At 66.9% G+C, this 14,518-nt stretch carries 15 protein-coding genes; 2 read left to right on the top strand and 13 right to left on the bottom strand.

Annotation, left to right across the window (positions count from 1 at the left end; all coding sequences use genetic code 11):
* Positions 1–96: 96 nt before the first annotated feature.
* Positions 97–990, bottom strand: a complete 894-nt coding sequence (gene truA / locus E3T19_RS17640; RefSeq protein WP_088458111.1) for a tRNA pseudouridine(38-40) synthase TruA — start codon at positions 988–990, stop codon at positions 97–99.
* 153 nt (positions 991–1,143) lie between these two features.
* On the opposite strand from truA, the gene E3T19_RS17635 reads away from it, so the two are divergent.
* Positions 1,144–3,114: an acyltransferase family protein gene (locus tag E3T19_RS17635; RefSeq protein ID WP_134409469.1), complete on the top strand. Its 1,971-nt coding sequence runs from the start codon at positions 1,144–1,146 to the stop codon at positions 3,112–3,114.
* A 426-nt stretch (positions 3,115–3,540) separates the two neighbouring features.
* On the opposite strand, the gene rplQ is transcribed toward E3T19_RS17635, so the two are convergent.
* The 12 genes from rplQ to E3T19_RS17575 all read right to left on the bottom strand — a co-directional run bounded on the left by rplQ (position 3,541) and on the right by E3T19_RS17575 (position 12,266).
* Complete coding sequence (gene rplQ / locus E3T19_RS17630) at positions 3,541–4,059, bottom strand: 50S ribosomal protein L17 (RefSeq protein WP_088457156.1); 519 nt, start codon at positions 4,057–4,059, stop codon at positions 3,541–3,543.
* 51 nt (positions 4,060–4,110) lie between these two features.
* On the bottom strand, positions 4,111–5,100 hold the full coding sequence (locus E3T19_RS17625) for a DNA-directed RNA polymerase subunit alpha (RefSeq protein WP_066597571.1): 990 nt from the start codon (positions 5,098–5,100) through the stop codon (positions 4,111–4,113).
* A 167-nt stretch (positions 5,101–5,267) separates the two neighbouring features.
* Positions 5,268–5,666, bottom strand: coding sequence for a 30S ribosomal protein S11 (rpsK, locus tag E3T19_RS17620; protein ID WP_055821293.1), 399 nt, complete (start codon positions 5,664–5,666; stop codon positions 5,268–5,270).
* 42 nt (positions 5,667–5,708) lie between these two features.
* Positions 5,709–6,083 carry a 30S ribosomal protein S13 gene (gene rpsM, locus E3T19_RS17615; protein ID WP_066597575.1) on the bottom strand — a complete coding sequence of 125 codons (375 nt, stop codon included), beginning with the start codon at positions 6,081–6,083 and terminating at the stop codon, positions 5,709–5,711.
* Positions 6,084–6,243: 160 nt separating this feature from the next.
* Positions 6,244–6,357: a 50S ribosomal protein L36 gene (gene rpmJ / locus E3T19_RS17610; RefSeq protein ID WP_035834639.1), complete on the bottom strand. Its 114-nt coding sequence runs from the start codon at positions 6,355–6,357 to the stop codon at positions 6,244–6,246.
* Positions 6,358–6,424: 67 nt separating this feature from the next.
* Complete coding sequence (infA, locus tag E3T19_RS17605; protein WP_022883252.1) at positions 6,425–6,646, bottom strand: translation initiation factor IF-1; 222 nt, start codon at positions 6,644–6,646, stop codon at positions 6,425–6,427.
* Positions 6,647–6,774: 128 nt separating this feature from the next.
* Positions 6,775–7,923: a mannitol-1-phosphate 5-dehydrogenase gene (locus tag E3T19_RS17600; protein WP_088457157.1), complete on the bottom strand. Its 1,149-nt coding sequence runs from the start codon at positions 7,921–7,923 to the stop codon at positions 6,775–6,777.
* Positions 7,920–8,360: a PTS sugar transporter subunit IIA gene (locus tag E3T19_RS17595; RefSeq protein WP_088457158.1), complete on the bottom strand. Its 441-nt coding sequence runs from the start codon at positions 8,358–8,360 to the stop codon at positions 7,920–7,922. The genes E3T19_RS17600 and E3T19_RS17595 overlap by 4 nt, the downstream gene beginning before the upstream one ends.
* Positions 8,360–9,817, bottom strand: coding sequence for a PTS mannitol transporter subunit IICB (locus E3T19_RS17590; protein ID WP_134409468.1), 1,458 nt, complete (start codon positions 9,815–9,817; stop codon positions 8,360–8,362). Before E3T19_RS17590 ends, E3T19_RS17595 begins: the two co-directional genes overlap by 1 nt.
* Positions 9,814–11,538, bottom strand: coding sequence for a phosphoenolpyruvate--protein phosphotransferase (gene ptsP / locus E3T19_RS17585; protein ID WP_134409467.1), 1,725 nt, complete (start codon positions 11,536–11,538; stop codon positions 9,814–9,816). Before ptsP ends, E3T19_RS17590 begins: the two co-directional genes overlap by 4 nt.
* A gap of 13 nt (positions 11,539–11,551) precedes the next feature.
* The gene (locus tag E3T19_RS17580; RefSeq protein WP_134409466.1) at positions 11,552–11,818 is read right to left on the bottom strand and encodes an HPr family phosphocarrier protein; all 267 of its coding nucleotides are present in this window, start codon (positions 11,816–11,818) and stop codon (positions 11,552–11,554) included.
* A gap of 130 nt (positions 11,819–11,948) precedes the next feature.
* Complete coding sequence (locus tag E3T19_RS17575; protein ID WP_088457162.1) at positions 11,949–12,266, bottom strand: PTS sugar transporter subunit IIB; 318 nt, start codon at positions 12,264–12,266, stop codon at positions 11,949–11,951.
* Positions 12,267–12,431: 165 nt separating this feature from the next.
* On the opposite strand from E3T19_RS17575, the gene E3T19_RS17570 reads away from it, so the two are divergent.
* Positions 12,432–14,363: a BglG family transcription antiterminator gene (locus E3T19_RS17570; protein WP_241980337.1), complete on the top strand. Its 1,932-nt coding sequence runs from the start codon at positions 12,432–12,434 to the stop codon at positions 14,361–14,363.
* The last annotated feature ends 155 nt before the right edge of the window (positions 14,364–14,518 follow it).

The raw sequence follows: 14,518 nt of genomic DNA, 5'->3' as shown, positions 1-14,518 counted from the left end.
GGCTCCATGAATACAATCACCACAGGCCCCACACCGGAATCGGCGGCGCCGTACCCATCAGCAGATTGACCAACCTGCCTGGGCAGCACAGCTAGCTCACTCGTCTTCGGGCAGCTCCCGACGGGCACGCGTCTGCGCCGCACGGATGGCCATCCCCGCGTCCTCGGGGTAGCCCACCTCCATCAGGGTCAGGCCGTGCGCCTGCATCACCTTGAACTCGCTGGTGCGGGCCCGCTCGATGCGCAGGTCCACGAGTCGGGTTCCCACCAGCTTGCCCTCCCCCACCGACACGCAGGCGCCCACCAGGGCGCGCACCATCGAATGGCAGAACGCATCCGCCTGCAGGGTGGCCACGAGCACCCCGTCGGGGTCCCGCCGCCACTCGAAGGACTGCAGGGTACGGATGGTGGTGGCTCCGGGCCGCGGTTTGCAATAGGTCGCGAAGTCGTGCAGCCCGATCAGGGTGGCCGCGGCCTCCTGCATCGAGGCGAGGTCGAGCGCGAAGCCGTGCCAGGTGGTGCGCAGCCGCTGCAACGGGTCGCGCAGAGCGCCGGTGTCGGAGATGCGGTACTCGTAGCGGCGCCACAGTGCGGAGAAGCGGGCGTCGAAACCGGCCGGGGCCAGGCTGGCGCGGTGGATCACGATTTCGGGCTGGGTGACCAGGATGCCGCCGAGGCGACGCTGCACCATCGTGGCCAGCTCGTTGGGGTACGTGGGTGCGGCCTTGCCCCGTTTGACCCGCACGAGGGCGTTGACCTGGTCGGGGTTGAGATCGAAGTGGGCCACCTGGCCCAGCGCGTGCACACCGGAGTCCGTGCGCCCGGCGACCACGAGGGTGGGGGTGGGCTGGTGGCGCTTGAGGATGGCGCCGAGGCCCTCCTCGATCTGGCCCTGCACGGTGCGGTACCCGGGCTGGCTGGCCCAGCCGAAGAAGTCGGTTCCGTCGTAGCCCACGTCGAGGCGGATGCGTTTGGAGCCTGCTGGCGGCATCGAATCGGACGGTGCCGCCAGGGCGCCATCCGGGTTGAGCTCGGCCAGCACCAGCGGAAGGGCGCCGTCGACGGGCTCGGGAAAACTCACAGAGGTCAGTGTAGAGGCCGGGCCGGGTTATCGTTGGACGGGCCCGTCTCAGGCCGCACAGTTATGACCAGTCTCCTTCGCACCGCGCCCCGCTCCCCCGCCACAGCTGTCGCCGTTCGCCACCCGGACGTTCCGGCCGGCCGCCGGCTCAGCGGCCTCGACGGTCTCCGGGGCATCGCCGTCATCCTCGTCGTTGTCTATCACCTGTTTCCGCCGGTGTTGCAGGGCGGTTTTATCGGCGTCGACATCTTCTTCGTGATCAGCGGTTTCCTGATCACCGGCCTCATCGTGGCCGAACACGACCGCACTGGCCGGTTCTCGCCGCGGCGGTTCTGGCTGCGTCGGGCCCGCCGCCTGGTGCCGGCGCTGGTGCCGGTGGTGCTGGTGGCCTGCACGGCGGCCTGGTTGCTCGGCGGCGATGTGCTCGTGGGCCTGGGCTGGAAGCTGCTGGGCGCCGCGACGTTCAGCTACAACTGGGTGTCGATGGCCACGAACACCAGCTACTTCGGCTCCGGCCAGCCCGAGCTGCTCCGCAACCTCTGGTCGCTGGCCGTGGAGGAACAGTTCTACCTGCTCTGGCCGCTGCTGCTCCTCCTGCTGCTTAGGGTCCGCCGGCCGGGCCTGCGCCTGGCCCTCGTCGTGGCGCTCGCCCTCGCGTCGGCAGTGTGGATGGGCGTCGGCTTCTCCCCGGGCAGCGACCCCACCCGGGTGTACTACGGCTCGGACACCCACAGTTTCGGCCTGCTGATCGGCGCCGGACTGTCCCTGCTACTGCGTCCGCTCGGGCCCGTGGCTGCGGGCGGCACGGTGGCGGCCCCGGCCGCGCGCCGGGCCCTCACCATGATGCGGCCCTGGTGGGGCGCGGCAGCAGTGGCCGGCCTGATCGCCGCCGCGATCTGGCTGCCGGCTGACGCCGCCGCCACCTACCGCGGCGGCCTCCTGCTGGTGAGCGCACTCACCGCCGTGGCGATCTGGGCGGGCGTGGCCGGCGACCGGTTCGGGCGGATGCTCGACACCGCTCCGCTGCGCTACCTCGGCGAACGCTCCTACGGCCTGTACCTCTGGCACTGGCCGCTGCTGGTGCTGGTGCAGCTCGTGGCGCCGTTCGGCCGCGGCCCGGCGAGTGTCGCGGCGACCGGATTGCTCACCCTGGTGCTGGCCGTGGCGGCCGCTGCGACCTCGTACCGGTGGCTCGAGATGCCGATCCGCCGGCAGGGCCTCCGTGGCGCGGTCGGGCAGCTGCGCGCCACGGTCATGCGGGCGTCTGCGCCGGGCACCCGCCGCCGCTACCGCTCCCGTGCGGCACTCGTTCTCGCCGCGGCCGTCGTGCTGATGTTGCTGGTGGGCACCGGCGCATCCGTGGTCACGGCGCCCACCGTCACGACGGCCCAGGCGGAGGTGCTCCGCGGCCAGCAGGCGTTGGCCCAGGCCGCTCAGGCGGCACAGGCACAAGCCGCCAAGGATGCCGCCGCCCAGGCCGCAGGTGTGGTCACGGAAACCACCAGGGGGTCCAACATCACCGCTGTCGGGGACTCCGTGATGCTCGCCTCCGCGGCCGAGTTGCAGGCCGAGTTCCCCGGCATCACGATCGACGCCGCCGTGTCGCGCGGCATGGACGCCGCCCCGGAAATCCTGGCCGCACAACGTGCCGCGGGCACCCTGCGCCCCGTGGTTCTGCTGGGCCTGGGCACGAACGGTCCCGTCGACCAGGCCGACCTCGCCGCCGTCATGCGGGTGATCGGTCCCTCCCGGGAACTGATCGTGGTGAACGCGTTCGCGGACCGGGACTGGACCGCGGGGGTCAACACGGAGCTGGCGGAGTTCTCGGCGCGCCGCAGCCAAGTGGTCCTGGCCGACTGGAGCGCCGCGATCGCCCCGCACGTCGACGTGCTCGCCGATGACGGCATCCACCCCGGCCCCACCGGCGGGGCGATCTACGCCGACTCGGTGGCGGTCGCCCTCGAACGGCTGCCCGGTGCCGCACCGAGCCGCGCGCCCGGCGCCGACACCCTGCAGGCCTTCCGCGTGCGCTGACCCACCCGCCGCAGCCCCTGGGCCGTGCGACGGATGCGGCGACCGGGCATCCGACGCATGTGGGCGACGCACCTCGAGGCATGCGGACGGGCCTCTGGAGGCATGCGGCGGGGCCGCTCGAGGCATGCGAGCGGGCCTCTCGAGGTGTGCGGGCAAGGCGCCGCCATGCGGGTGGCGCGCCAGGCGCATAGCGGCGCCTGCCCCGCGTACCTCCGGCGGAGCCACCACACCGCCATCGACCCTCTGCGTGTCCCGCCGGCACGCCATCACCGCACCTCGTGTGGCCGAGCGCGCCCGCTATAGCGGGCGCATCCAGCCGCAGGGGGTGCATCGAGCCGAAGCGGGCGCCTCCAGCACCATCGTCGGGCACACAAAAAGGGCCCGACCGAAGTCGGGCCCTTTCAGGTACAGCGAGTGAAGCTGGTGTTACTTGGCTTCCTCAGCGGATGCGTCAGCAGCGTCGGCCTCAACGGTCTCGGCTTCAACAGTCTCAGCTTCGACGGTCTCAGCCTCAACCGGGGTCTCCTCGGCGACGGGCGCGGACGCCTTCGCTGCGGAGGCCTTGTTCGACTTCACCTTGGGCGAAACGGGCTCGAGAACGAGCTCCATCTGCACCATGGAGGCGTTGTCGCCCTTGCGGAAGCCGAGCTTCGTGATGCGGGTGTAGCCGCCATCGCGCAGCGCAACCTGGGGCGCGATCTCGGTGAAGAGCTCGTGCACGACGGTCTTGTCGCCGATCGTCGCGAGAACGCGACGACGAGCGTGCAGGTCGCCACGCTTGGCGAAAGTCACCAGGCGCTCGGCAACCGGACGCAGGCGCTTGGCGCGCGTCTCGGTCGTCTTGATGGACTTGTGGGTGAACAGGGCGGCAGCCAGGTTCGCGAGCATGAGGCGCTCGTGCGCCGGTCCGCCACCGAGACGGGCTCCCTTAGTGGGCTTAGGCATTATCGGTAATCTCCAGTATCAAAGTCGAAAGGCGTCGAGGAACGACGAGCCTTAGATGGTTTCTTCGTCGTAACCGCTGTAGAAGTGCGCACCGTCAAAGCCGGGCACAGAATCCTTCAGCGACAGGCCGAGCTCTACGAGCTTGTCCTTGACCTCATCCACCGACTTCTGACCGAAGTTGCGGATGTTCATCAGCTGGGTCTCCGAGAGGGCGACCAGTTCGCTGACGTTGTTGATGCCTTCGCGCTTGAGGCAGTTGTACGAGCGCACGGACAGATCGAGGTCTTCGATCGGCACGGACAGCTCGGTGGAGAGGACGGCGTCGACCGGCGCGGGGCCGATCTCAATGCCCTCAGCAGCGGTGTTCAGCTCGCGGGCCAGACCGAACAGCTCGGTCAGCGTGCGACCGGCGGATGCGATGGCGTCGCGGGGCGAGATAGCCGACTTGGTCTCCACGTCAACGACGAGGCGGTCGAAGTCAGTGCGCTCACCGGCACGAGTTGCCTCGACACGGTAGGTCACCTTGAGAACCGGCGAGTAGATCGAGTCGACCGGAATCTGGCCGGCCTCGGAGTACTCGTTGCGGTTCTGGGTAGCCGACACGTAACCACGGCCACGCTCGATGGTCAGTTCAAGTTCGAACTTGGCCTTGTCGTTCAGGGTCGCGATGACGAGCTCGGGGTTGTGAACCTCGACGCCGGCCGGAGCCGAGATGTCGGCGGCCGTGACCTGGCCGGAGCCCTGCTTGCGCAGGTACGCGGTGATCGGCTCGTCGTGCTCGCTGGAGATGACCAGGCCCTTGATGTTCAGGATGATCTCGGTGACATCTTCCTTGACCCCGGGAACGGTGCTGAATTCGTGAAGCACTCCATCGATGCGGATGCTGGTGACAGCAGCGCCGGGAATCGAGGAAAGCAGGGTGCGGCGCATCGAGTTACCGAGGGTGTAGCCGAAGCCGGGCTCGAGGGGTTCGATGACGAACCGGGACCGGAACTCCGAGATGTTCTCTTCGGTGAGCGTGGGGCGCTGTGCAATAAGCACTATTGATTCCTTTCGGCGAAGTGTCCGCTATATGACACTTAGTGGCGAGTTGTGAAATTGTGAGTCTCGACGGGCCCGCGAGAAGCGGCCCTGTCGCGGTGAACGGCGAGTGAGCCTGCCCGGATCTTTCGACCCAGACAAGCCCAATCGCCAGTCACTGAAAGGAATTAAACGCGGCGGCGCTTCGGGGGACGGCAACCGTTGTGGGCCTGGGGCGTCACGTCGTTGATCGAGCCAACTTCGAGGCCAGCGGCCTGCAGCGAACGGATAGCCGTTTCGCGGCCCGAACCCGGTCCCTTGACGAAGACGTCAACCTTCTTCATGCCGTGCTCCTGGGCCTGGCGAGCTGCAGACTCTGCAGCCAGCTGAGCGGCGAACGGGGTCGACTTGCGCGAACCCTTGAAGCCAACTCCACCTGAGGACGCCCAGCTGATGACCGCACCGGTGGTGTCGGTGATCGAGACGATGGTGTTGTTGAAGGTGCTCTTGATGTGGGCCTGGCCCACAGCAATGTTCTTCTTTTCTTTCTTACGCGGCTTCCGTACGGCCGACTTTGGTGCTGCCATGATTTCTCCTGAATCCTAGAGGCGTGACGGGCTAGGCGAGGCCTAGCGCGCCTTCTTCTTGCCGGCTACGGTGCGCTTCGGGCCCTTGCGGGTACGAGCGTTGGTCTTGGTGCGCTGGCCGCGAACGGGCAGGCCCTTGCGGTGACGAATACCTTCGTAGCTACCGATCTCGACCTTGCGGCGGATGTCAGCGGCGATCTCACGGCGAAGGTCACCCTCGATCTTGAAGGTTCCTTCGATGTAGTCGCGGAGCTGGACGAGCTGCTCGTCAGTCAGGTCCTTGACGCGAATGTTTCCATCGATCTCGACGTCGGCGAGGGTCTTGAGTGCCCTCGTACGGCCAACACCGAAAATGTAAGTAAGTGCAACTTCCACGCGCTTATCGCGCGGAATGTCTACGCCGGCTAGACGTGCCATTGTGGCTTCTCCTGTGGGATGAGTGGAGGTCTGTAGCAGCACCTGTGCATCGGCCTCCAACCGATGGTGTCCCCCCGAAGGGTTCCCGGCACTGCTATGTATTTAGTTGTGTCGTGCGTGGATCTCGAGAACGACCATCGCTGGTCGAGCGTGTCGAGACCTAGCCCTGACGCTGCTTGTGACGCGGGTTCTCGCAGATGACCATCACGTTGCCGTTACGGCGGATGACCTTGCACTTGTCACAGATCTTCTTGACGCTGGGCTTGACCTTCATGGGTGTGTCCTTGTAATCGCTGTCTTCGTACCCACGGAATGCCGCAGGCCGTTACTTACAGCAACGCTTACTTGTAGCGGTATACGATCCGACCGCGGGTCAGGTCGTAAGGGCTCAGTTCCACGATCACACGGTCCTCAGGAAGGATGCGGATGTAGTGCTGACGCATCTTGCCCGAAATGTGGGCAAGAACTTTGTGGCCGTTGGTCAACTCAACGCGAAACATCGCGTTGGGAAGAGCTTCGACTACTGCGCCCTCGATCTCGATGACACCGTCTTTTTTGGCCATAACTCACTATCGCTAAAGTATTGGTTGCTGGTCTTGCGGGATTGTGGCCTCCAGACACGCCAGTAAAGGCAGTGCTAGACACCAAGGATTTATCCTATGCTATGCGATTGCCCTTTGGCAATTCATCCCTATAATCTGGTCGCCGCTGCCACGACCGCGAGCACGTCGGCGTAGAGCGGATGCGTGGCCTCAAGCCCGCACACGTTCGCCACGATGGTCTCGGCGGAGTCGGTGGCGAGCATCCGCTGCAGCTCAACACTCTGCTCGTCGTCGGCGACGTCGAAGCGGAGGGCCGCGGCAATCGCCTCCAGCAGCGCCACCGGGCGGGTGCCCCGTTCGGCGATCTCGGCGGCCGGGCCGATGAAACGTTCGTGCCTGCTGAGCTTGCGCAACGGCTGACGGCCGACTCGTTCGACGGTGTCCGGCAGCGACGGGTTCGCAAACCGGCCGAGGATCTTCTCCCGGTATGCGCGCTGGGTGGCCTCGTCGAGGCCGTGCTTGGCCACCAGGAGGGCGCTGGTCTCTTCGAGTACCCGGCGGGCACCATCCGCGACCGACGGCACCAGAAGCGCGTCGGAGAGCTTGGAGACGCCGGCCTGGGTGCCGAGGTAGGCGACGGTGGCGTGTCCGGTGTTCACGGTGAAGAGTTTGCGCTCAATGTAGGGCGCGAGGTCCTCCACGAACGTGGCGCCGGGAATCGATGGCGGGGCGGAGCCGAACGCGGGGCTTTCGATGACCCACTCGTAGAAGGCCTCGACGGTGACGTCGATGCCGGCATCCTTCGATTGGCCGGGGACGATGCGGTCCACGGCGGTGTTGGCGAAGGCCACCCGGCCTTTCAGGGCCGCGCGGTCACCCTCTGGCACGTTCGCCCAGACCTGCTCGGCGAGCACATCGGTGGCGTTGATCGCGTTCTCGCAGGCCATCACGGCCAGCGGGGGCAACCCGGCCTCGCGGCGGGCCAGGCCCGCCGCGATGACCGGGGCCACGAACCGCAGCACGGTGGGACCCACAGCGGTGGTGACAGCATCCGCCGTGGCGATCTCGTTGATGAGATCGGCCTCGGAAGTGGCGCTGTTGAGGGCGCGGAAGTTGTCGACCACCTTGTCGGTGGGGGTCTCCCCCGCCTCGTGCACGGTGTAGGACGGCGCCTGCTGCAGCGCCTCAATGAGAGGGCCATTCACATCGGCGAAGACAACCTCATAACCGGCCTCATGGAGCAGGAGACCTACGAAGCCGCGGCCGATGTTGCCCGCGCCGAAGTGAATGGCTTTCATTCTGCGTTTACCTCCTCGAGCAGGGCGAAGATCTCGTCCTGCGAACCAGCGTCGATCAATTTCTGTACTTCGTCCTCGTCGGAGAAGACGACGGCGATCTTGGAGAGGATCTCCAGGTGTTCGTTGTTCAGGCCGGCGATGCCGACCGCGAACTTGACGGGCTGGCCGTCCCAATCGATCGGCTCCGCGTACCGCACCAGCGAGAGAGCCGATCGTACGATCGACTCCTTCGCGTCGTTGGTGCCGTGCGGGATCGCCAGGAAGTTGCCCATGTAGGTCGAGACGGAGTTTTCGCGCTCGAACATCGAGTCGACGTACTCCTGCTTCACCGCTCCGGCGGCGACCAACAGGGCACCGGCCTCACGGATGGCCTCGTCCCGCGTGGTGGCCGCACCCGCGGCCACCACGTTCTGCGGTTCCAGAATGCTCTGGGTCATTACTTGGTCACTCCTTCGTTGGTGCCCTGGAGGGACTGTACGACCTCGTCGTACTTCGGGCTGTTCATGAAGTTGTCCACCGAGACGTGAACCGACTTGGGGCTCTTGCCGCGGGCGCGGTCCGTCAGGTCCTGGTGGGTGATCACGAGGTCGGCGGTGCCGTCGAGGTTCGCGATGGCCTGGTTGGTCACCGTGACCCCTTCAATGCCGGCCTTCTTGATCTTGTTGCGCAGCACCGAGGCGCCCATGGCGCTGGAGCCCATGCCGGCGTCGCAGGCGAAGACGATGTTCTTCACTGCGGAACCGGCCGTGGCCGAGGCGCCGAGGTTGCCCAGAATGGAGCTGGACTTGCCCTTGTTGGCTTCGGTCTTGGCGATCGCGGCGGCCAGTTCGTTGTCGTTCTCAGCGGCGAGGTCCTTCTTGCGGCTGGCGCGGAGGATGACACCACCGATCGCGAACGAGACACCGGCTGAAGCGATGACCGAGAGGATGACGCCGATGAAGTCGGTTGCCGGGGTCTGCGCCAGCACGGCGATGATGCTGCCGGGCGAGGCGGGGGCACGGAGGCCGGTCTGGAAAGCGACGTTCACGGCAACACCGGTCATGCCGCCACCGATGGCGGCGAGCACCATCATCGGCTTCATCAGCACGTACGGGAAGTAGATCTCGTGGATGCCACCGAGGAACTGGATGATGATCGCGCCGGGTGCACTCGCGCGGGCCAGGCCGACGCCGAAGAACGAGAACGCGAGCAGGATGCCCAGGCCCGGGCCGGGGTTCGCCTCGAGCAGGAACAGGATGGACTTGCCGGACTCCTGGACCTGCTGCACACCGATGGGGGTGAGCACACCGTGGTTGATGGCGTTGTTGAGGAAGAGGATCTTGCCCGGTTCGATGAAGATCGACGCGATCGGCAGCAGGCCGTTGACGATGAGCCAGTCCACGATCATCTCGAGGAAGGCGCTCAGGCCGGTGACCAGCGGGGCGATTCCGAAGAACGCACCCAGGGCCAGGGCGAAGCCGAGGATACCAGCGGAGAAGTTGTCCACCAGCATCTCGAAGCCGGGGCGGATCTTGCCGGCCCAGATCTTGTCGACCTTCATCAGAATCCATGCGGACAGCGGGCCGACGATCATGGCGCCGATGAACATCGGGATCGTGCTGCCCACGATGACACCCATGGTGGCGATCGAGGCGATCACTCCACCGCGGGTGCCGTAGACCATCCGGCCACCGGTGTTGGCGATCAGCAACGGCAGTAGGTACAAGATCATCGGGTCGACGAGCGTGACCAAGGTCTCGTTCGGGGTCCAGCCGGTGGGGATGAAGAAGGCGGTGATGATGCCCCACGCGATGAACGCCGCGATGTTGGGCATGATCATGCCGCTCAGGAAGGTGCCGAAGGCCTGTACGTGGACCCTCGCGCCCTTCTTCTCGGTGACAGACGTCGTTGTCATTTCTGTATACCTCTCTCGGGGGTTGCAAGCACGGTAGGGCCCGTGCCGGTGGGGGCGGTGCTGGTGTAGCTGTGTGCGATTGCGGTTGCCGCGGCGCGAGCGGATGCTGCGCCGTCGGCGGACAGAGCAACGTCGGCGAGGTGCCGGGCCTGCTCGAGTGTGAAGTCGGCCAGGGAGGCCCGAACGTCGGCGAGGGCCGACGCCGACATCGACAGGGTGGTGGCGCCGAGGCCCACGAGCACCACGGCCAGCAGCGGGTCAGCCGCGGCCTCGCCGCAGACACCGACGGGCTTGCCGAGGCTCGCGCCGGCGGCGCCGACCTCGCCCACCAGGCGAAGCACCGCGGGGTGCCACGGGTCCTGGAACGCGGCGACGCTGCCGAGCATCCGGTCGGCCGCCAGCGTGTACTGGGTCAGGTCATTGGTGCCGATGGAGGCGAAGTCGGCGTGCGCCAGGATGTGGTTGGCGAGCAGTGCCGCGCTCGGCACCTCGACCATGACCCCGGCAGTCTTCAGACCCAGCTCGTGGGCGAGGGCGGTGAAATACACGGTCTCTTCCACGGTGGACACCATCGGCGCCATCACCCAGAGGTCCGCGTCGGTGGCCGCGTCGGCTTCGGCGAGGGCGGTGAGCTGCTCCCGCAGGATGTCCTCGCTGGCACGAAGGGCACGCAGGCCGCGCAGGCCCAGGGCGGGGTTCTCCTCGACGGCGTCGTTGAGGAACGCCAGGGGCTTGTCGGCGCCGGCGTCGAGCGCCCGCACCACGACCTTCTGGCCGGGGAAGGCGCGCAGCATCCGCTCGTACTGCTCACGCTGCTGCGTCACTGTGGGCGCGGAGGTGGAGTCGAGGAAGAGGAACTCGGTGCGGAACAGGCCCACACCTTCGGCGCCGAGGGCGACGGCCTTGGCGGCGCCATCCGCCGAACCGAGGTTGGCCAGCAGCGGCACAGGCGTGCCGTCCTTGAGCCGGCCGGGGCCGATCGGGGCCAGCGCGCGGGCTTCGCGGGCGGCGATGCGGGCGCGGGCCTCTGCGAGCTGCTTCGCGGTGGGGGCCACGAGCACGATGCCGTTGGCGGCGTCGATGATGACCTCGTCGCCGTCGGCGAGCTGCGCGGCGGCGTGGGTGCCCACGATCGCGGTGATCGACTTCTCCCGGGCCAGGATGGCGGTGTGCGAGGTGGGTCCACCGTCGATGGTGATCAGGCCGAGCACCTTGTCGAGGTTGAGCAGGGCCGTGTCGGCGGGGGCGAGGTCGTGGGCGACGAGCACGAAGGGCTCTTCGGGGTCCGGCACACCCGGCGCGGGCAGGCCGCCGAGGTCCGCGATGACCCGCTGGGCCACGTCGTCGAGGTCGGCGGCGCGCTCACCAAGGTAGCCGCCGAGGGCCAGCATCTGGTCGCGGAAGACGGCGAAGGCCTCGAACACGGCGCGTTCAGCGGTCTGGTGCTTGTGCAGCCGGGCGGTGACCTCCTCGAGGAGGGTGGGGTCCTCAGCCATCATGGCCTGGGCCTCGAGCACCTCCTGGGCGGTGCCGCCGGCGCGTTCGCCCCGGGCTTCGAGGTCTTCGGCGACGGCGTGCATCGACGCGGTCGCCCGGGCCAGTTCGGCATCCGGGTCGAGGGTGCTGCGGGTGCTGAGCGGCTCCGGCAACGGTGCGGGCATGCGCAGGACCCGGCCGATGGCGACGCCCTGGCCGATCCCGATGCCCTGAAGCTCAATCATGTGCGCGTCCCGCCTAGGCGTCGTGGTCGGTGAGGAGGAGCTCGACGAGGCCGTCGAGCACGGTGTCGGCATTGTCGCCGTCGGTGGCGAGGGTGACGCTGTCACCGTGGTTGATGCCCAGCGAGATGACGCCGAGGATGCTGGCGGCATTGACCGGCTTGCCGTCGCCCTTCTGCAGGGTGACCGGGGTTCCCGCGGCGGCGGCGGCCTTCGTGAAGAGTTTCGCGGGGCGCGCGTGCAGCCCGTGCGTCGATCCGATCTGTACGGTGCGTTCGACCATGTGTCGCGCCTGCCTTTCCAACGTGCGGGAGTGTCACCGGGGCCTCAGTCGAGGTCCCGGCTTCGTGCGGGCAGCCGGCGGCGGCCGGCACAACAAATAACGGATGGAACGGTGCGGGTGACCTGCGAAGTCAGACCCACGACCGTTCGTGTTCGGCATCCACGGCCAGATCAAGTGCCACGACGCCGTCACGCGCCGAGAACACCGAGTCGGGCAGCAGTGCCACGCCCACGCCGCGCTCTTTCGCTTGGGCGCTGATGCGCTCGAAGCGGGGGGCGAGGTGGGGACCGACCAGGAGTACGTCAATGGTGTCGAGCGAGGACGGGAGATCCCCTTCGCTACCGGCGACGACCGCGAGGGTGAGCCCACGTTCCTTGCCGGTGACCCGCAGCCTGTGCGCCACGAATGCGCTGGACGCTCCGGCACCACACACGATGAGAATCTTCATTGATTCTTTCCTTTCATCGATCTTTGAATTCAACACTTACTGTCCTCTCTTCGGACTTGCGGCGCCACCAGACCCTTTTCCGCAGGGTGCGGAAACACGTCGGGGTCCTACCGTGCCGGGCTCGCACTCTGCTTGACTACTCTTGAGACGATGGAGTTGCGCACGATGAGTGATAAACAGACGCGGATGCTGGACTTCCTGTCCCAGACATCCAGCTGGATCACGGCAGGCGAACTTGCTGACCGCCTGGGGGTTACCCCGCGCAGTGTGCGCAGCTATGTCACGGCGGTGAAGGCGGCCGCGCATCCGCTCACCGTCATCGAATCCGGCACCGCCGGCTACAGGCTCAACCGCGACGAGTTCGCCAGCTTCACCGCCCAGCACCGGTCCAAGCCGCGCGAAACGGATGCGGACACCCCGCAGCAACGGCTGTCCAGCCTGGTGCGGCGGCTCACCGAATCGCCCGACGGGCTAGACGTCTACGAGCTGGCCGCGGAGAACTTCGTCAGCGACTCCACGGTGGAGGCCGACCTGGCCCGGGTGCGGCTGATGCTGCCCGACAGCGGCCTGACGCTAGTGCGGCACGGCAGCGTGGTCACCCTCACCGGCGCGGAGACCGACCGGCGCCGGCTGCTCAGCCGGATGTTCCGCGAGGAGAGCGCCCGCGGCATGATCGACCTGGAGACCATCCAGCGCGAGTTCACCTCCGGGCAGGCCGGCGCCGACAGCCTGGGCGCGTTCAAGACCGACCTCATCGAGCTGCTCGACGGCCAGGGCTACTTCGTCAACGAGTACGGCATCAACAATGTGTTGCTGCACGTGGCCATCGCGATCGACAGGGTCACCAAGCACCTCTCCCCCGCCCCGGCCGTCGCCGAACCGCCGTCGGAGCTCGCCACCTCGTTGTCCGGCCTGATCACGAAGCACTTCGACGTGCGCCTGGGCAGCGGTGACCTCGCCTATCTGGCGTTCCTGCTGACCACCCGGGTGATCACCCCCGGCCACGACCAGCCGGCCGAGACCCTCATCGAAAGCTACGTGCGGCCGGAGGAGCTCGCGATGATGCGCGCCATCGTGGACCGGGCCAGCCGGGAGTACCTCGTCGACCTCGACGACGACGACTTCATCGTGCGGCTGACCCTGCACGTGCGCAACCTGATCAACCGGGCACACGACAAGTCGTACTCCCGCAACCCGCTCACCCGGTCGATCAAGACCTCGTACCCGCTGATCTACGAGCTGGCCGTGTACATCGCCAGCCAACTGCAGCGCGCCGAGCAGATCGTGATCAACGACGACGAGATCGCCTACATCGCCATGCACGTGGGCGCGCATCTCGAGCAGCAGGTGCGCCGGGTGGAGCTGGTGACCTGCGCGATAGTGTGCCCCAACTACTACGACATGCACGTGCTGTTGCGCGAACGCATCGAACGGGTGCTCGGCGACGACCTCGAGGTCGTCGCGGTGATTACCCGTTCCGATGTGGACTGGGACGCTCTCGACGCCGATCTGGTGCTCACCACCATCGACCCGCAGTTGCACGCCGACGGGGTCATTGTGATCCAGCCGTTCCTCACTCAGAACGACATCGACCGCATCCGCCAGCAGGCCAGCCGGGTGCGACGGATGCGCCGGCGCGCGCGTCTGAAGGACGACCTGCTGCAGTTCTTCGACGAGTCTCTGTTCTCGCGCAACTTCTACGCCCCGGACGAGACGGCGATGATCACCGCGCTGGGCGAGCGCATGATGGCGCGGGGCATCATCGATCAGAGCTACGTGGACGGCGCCATCGAGCGGGAGCTGATGTCATCCACCGCGTTCACCGACAACCTCGCCGTGCCGCACGCCATGGCGATGAGCGCCCAGCAGACCTCGATCGCCATCGTGATCAACGACGCCCCGATGGACTGGGGCGACAACCGGGTGAACGTGGTCGCACTGATCGCCTTCAGCGCCGCCGGCCGCAGCACCTTCCAGGCGGTCTTCGACCAGTTCGTGGAGGTGTTCTCCGACCGCCTCGAGGTGCAGCGCTTGATCAAGCGCTCCGTCGACTTCGCGTCCTTCATCGACGAGCTGGTCCACGTCATGGACGCCTAGCCCCGCTCGTTCTCCCGCTCCACGGCCAACTGTTACCGAAACGGACAAATGCGCCCGGTGGATTCAACTGGTCGATGCAACACCGCTGTTTTCTTGGTCTGAGAGTAGCTGATGCAGGGCTTCTCGCGGGGTGGCTGCGTCGAGCCGTTTTCGTG

Source organism: Cryobacterium sp. TMT4-31 (genome assembly GCF_004403385.1).
In the GTDB taxonomy this organism is placed as follows: Bacteria; Actinomycetota; Actinomycetes; order Actinomycetales; family Microbacteriaceae; genus Cryobacterium; species Cryobacterium zongtaii.
This window is presented reverse-complemented; position numbering and strand designations above follow the sequence as displayed.

Bases quoted from the DNA above. Each gene is read 5' to 3' on its own strand.
- truA (WP_088458111.1), bottom strand. From the start codon at position 990: ATGCCGCCAGCAGGCTCCAAACGCATCCGCCTCGACGTGGGCTACGAC.
- E3T19_RS17635 (WP_134409469.1), top strand. From the start codon at position 1,144: ATGACCAGTCTCCTTCGCACCGCGCCCCGCTCCCCCGCCACAGCTGTC.
- rplQ (WP_088457156.1), bottom strand. From the start codon at position 4,059: ATGCCTAAGCCCACTAAGGGAGCCCGTCTCGGTGGCGGACCGGCGCAC.
- rpsK (WP_055821293.1), bottom strand. From the start codon at position 5,666: ATGGCAGCACCAAAGTCGGCCGTACGGAAGCCGCGTAAGAAAGAAAAG.
- rpsM (WP_066597575.1), bottom strand. From the start codon at position 6,083: ATGGCACGTCTAGCCGGCGTAGACATTCCGCGCGATAAGCGCGTGGAA.
- rpmJ (WP_035834639.1), bottom strand. From the start codon at position 6,357: ATGAAGGTCAAGCCCAGCGTCAAGAAGATCTGTGACAAGTGCAAGGTC.
- infA (WP_022883252.1), bottom strand. From the start codon at position 6,646: ATGGCCAAAAAAGACGGTGTCATCGAGATCGAGGGCGCAGTAGTCGAA.
- E3T19_RS17600 (WP_088457157.1), bottom strand. From the start codon at position 7,923: ATGAAAGCCATTCACTTCGGCGCGGGCAACATCGGCCGCGGCTTCGTA.
- E3T19_RS17595 (WP_088457158.1), bottom strand. From the start codon at position 8,360: ATGACCCAGAGCATTCTGGAACCGCAGAACGTGGTGGCCGCGGGTGCG.
- E3T19_RS17590 (WP_134409468.1), bottom strand. From the start codon at position 9,817: ATGACAACGACGTCTGTCACCGAGAAGAAGGGCGCGAGGGTCCACGTA.
- ptsP (WP_134409467.1), bottom strand. From the start codon at position 11,538: ATGATTGAGCTTCAGGGCATCGGGATCGGCCAGGGCGTCGCCATCGGC.
- E3T19_RS17580 (WP_134409466.1), bottom strand. From the start codon at position 11,818: ATGGTCGAACGCACCGTACAGATCGGATCGACGCACGGGCTGCACGCG.
- E3T19_RS17575 (WP_088457162.1), bottom strand. From the start codon at position 12,266: ATGAAGATTCTCATCGTGTGTGGTGCCGGAGCGTCCAGCGCATTCGTG.
- E3T19_RS17570 (WP_241980337.1), top strand. From the start codon at position 12,432: ATGAGTGATAAACAGACGCGGATGCTGGACTTCCTGTCCCAGACATCC.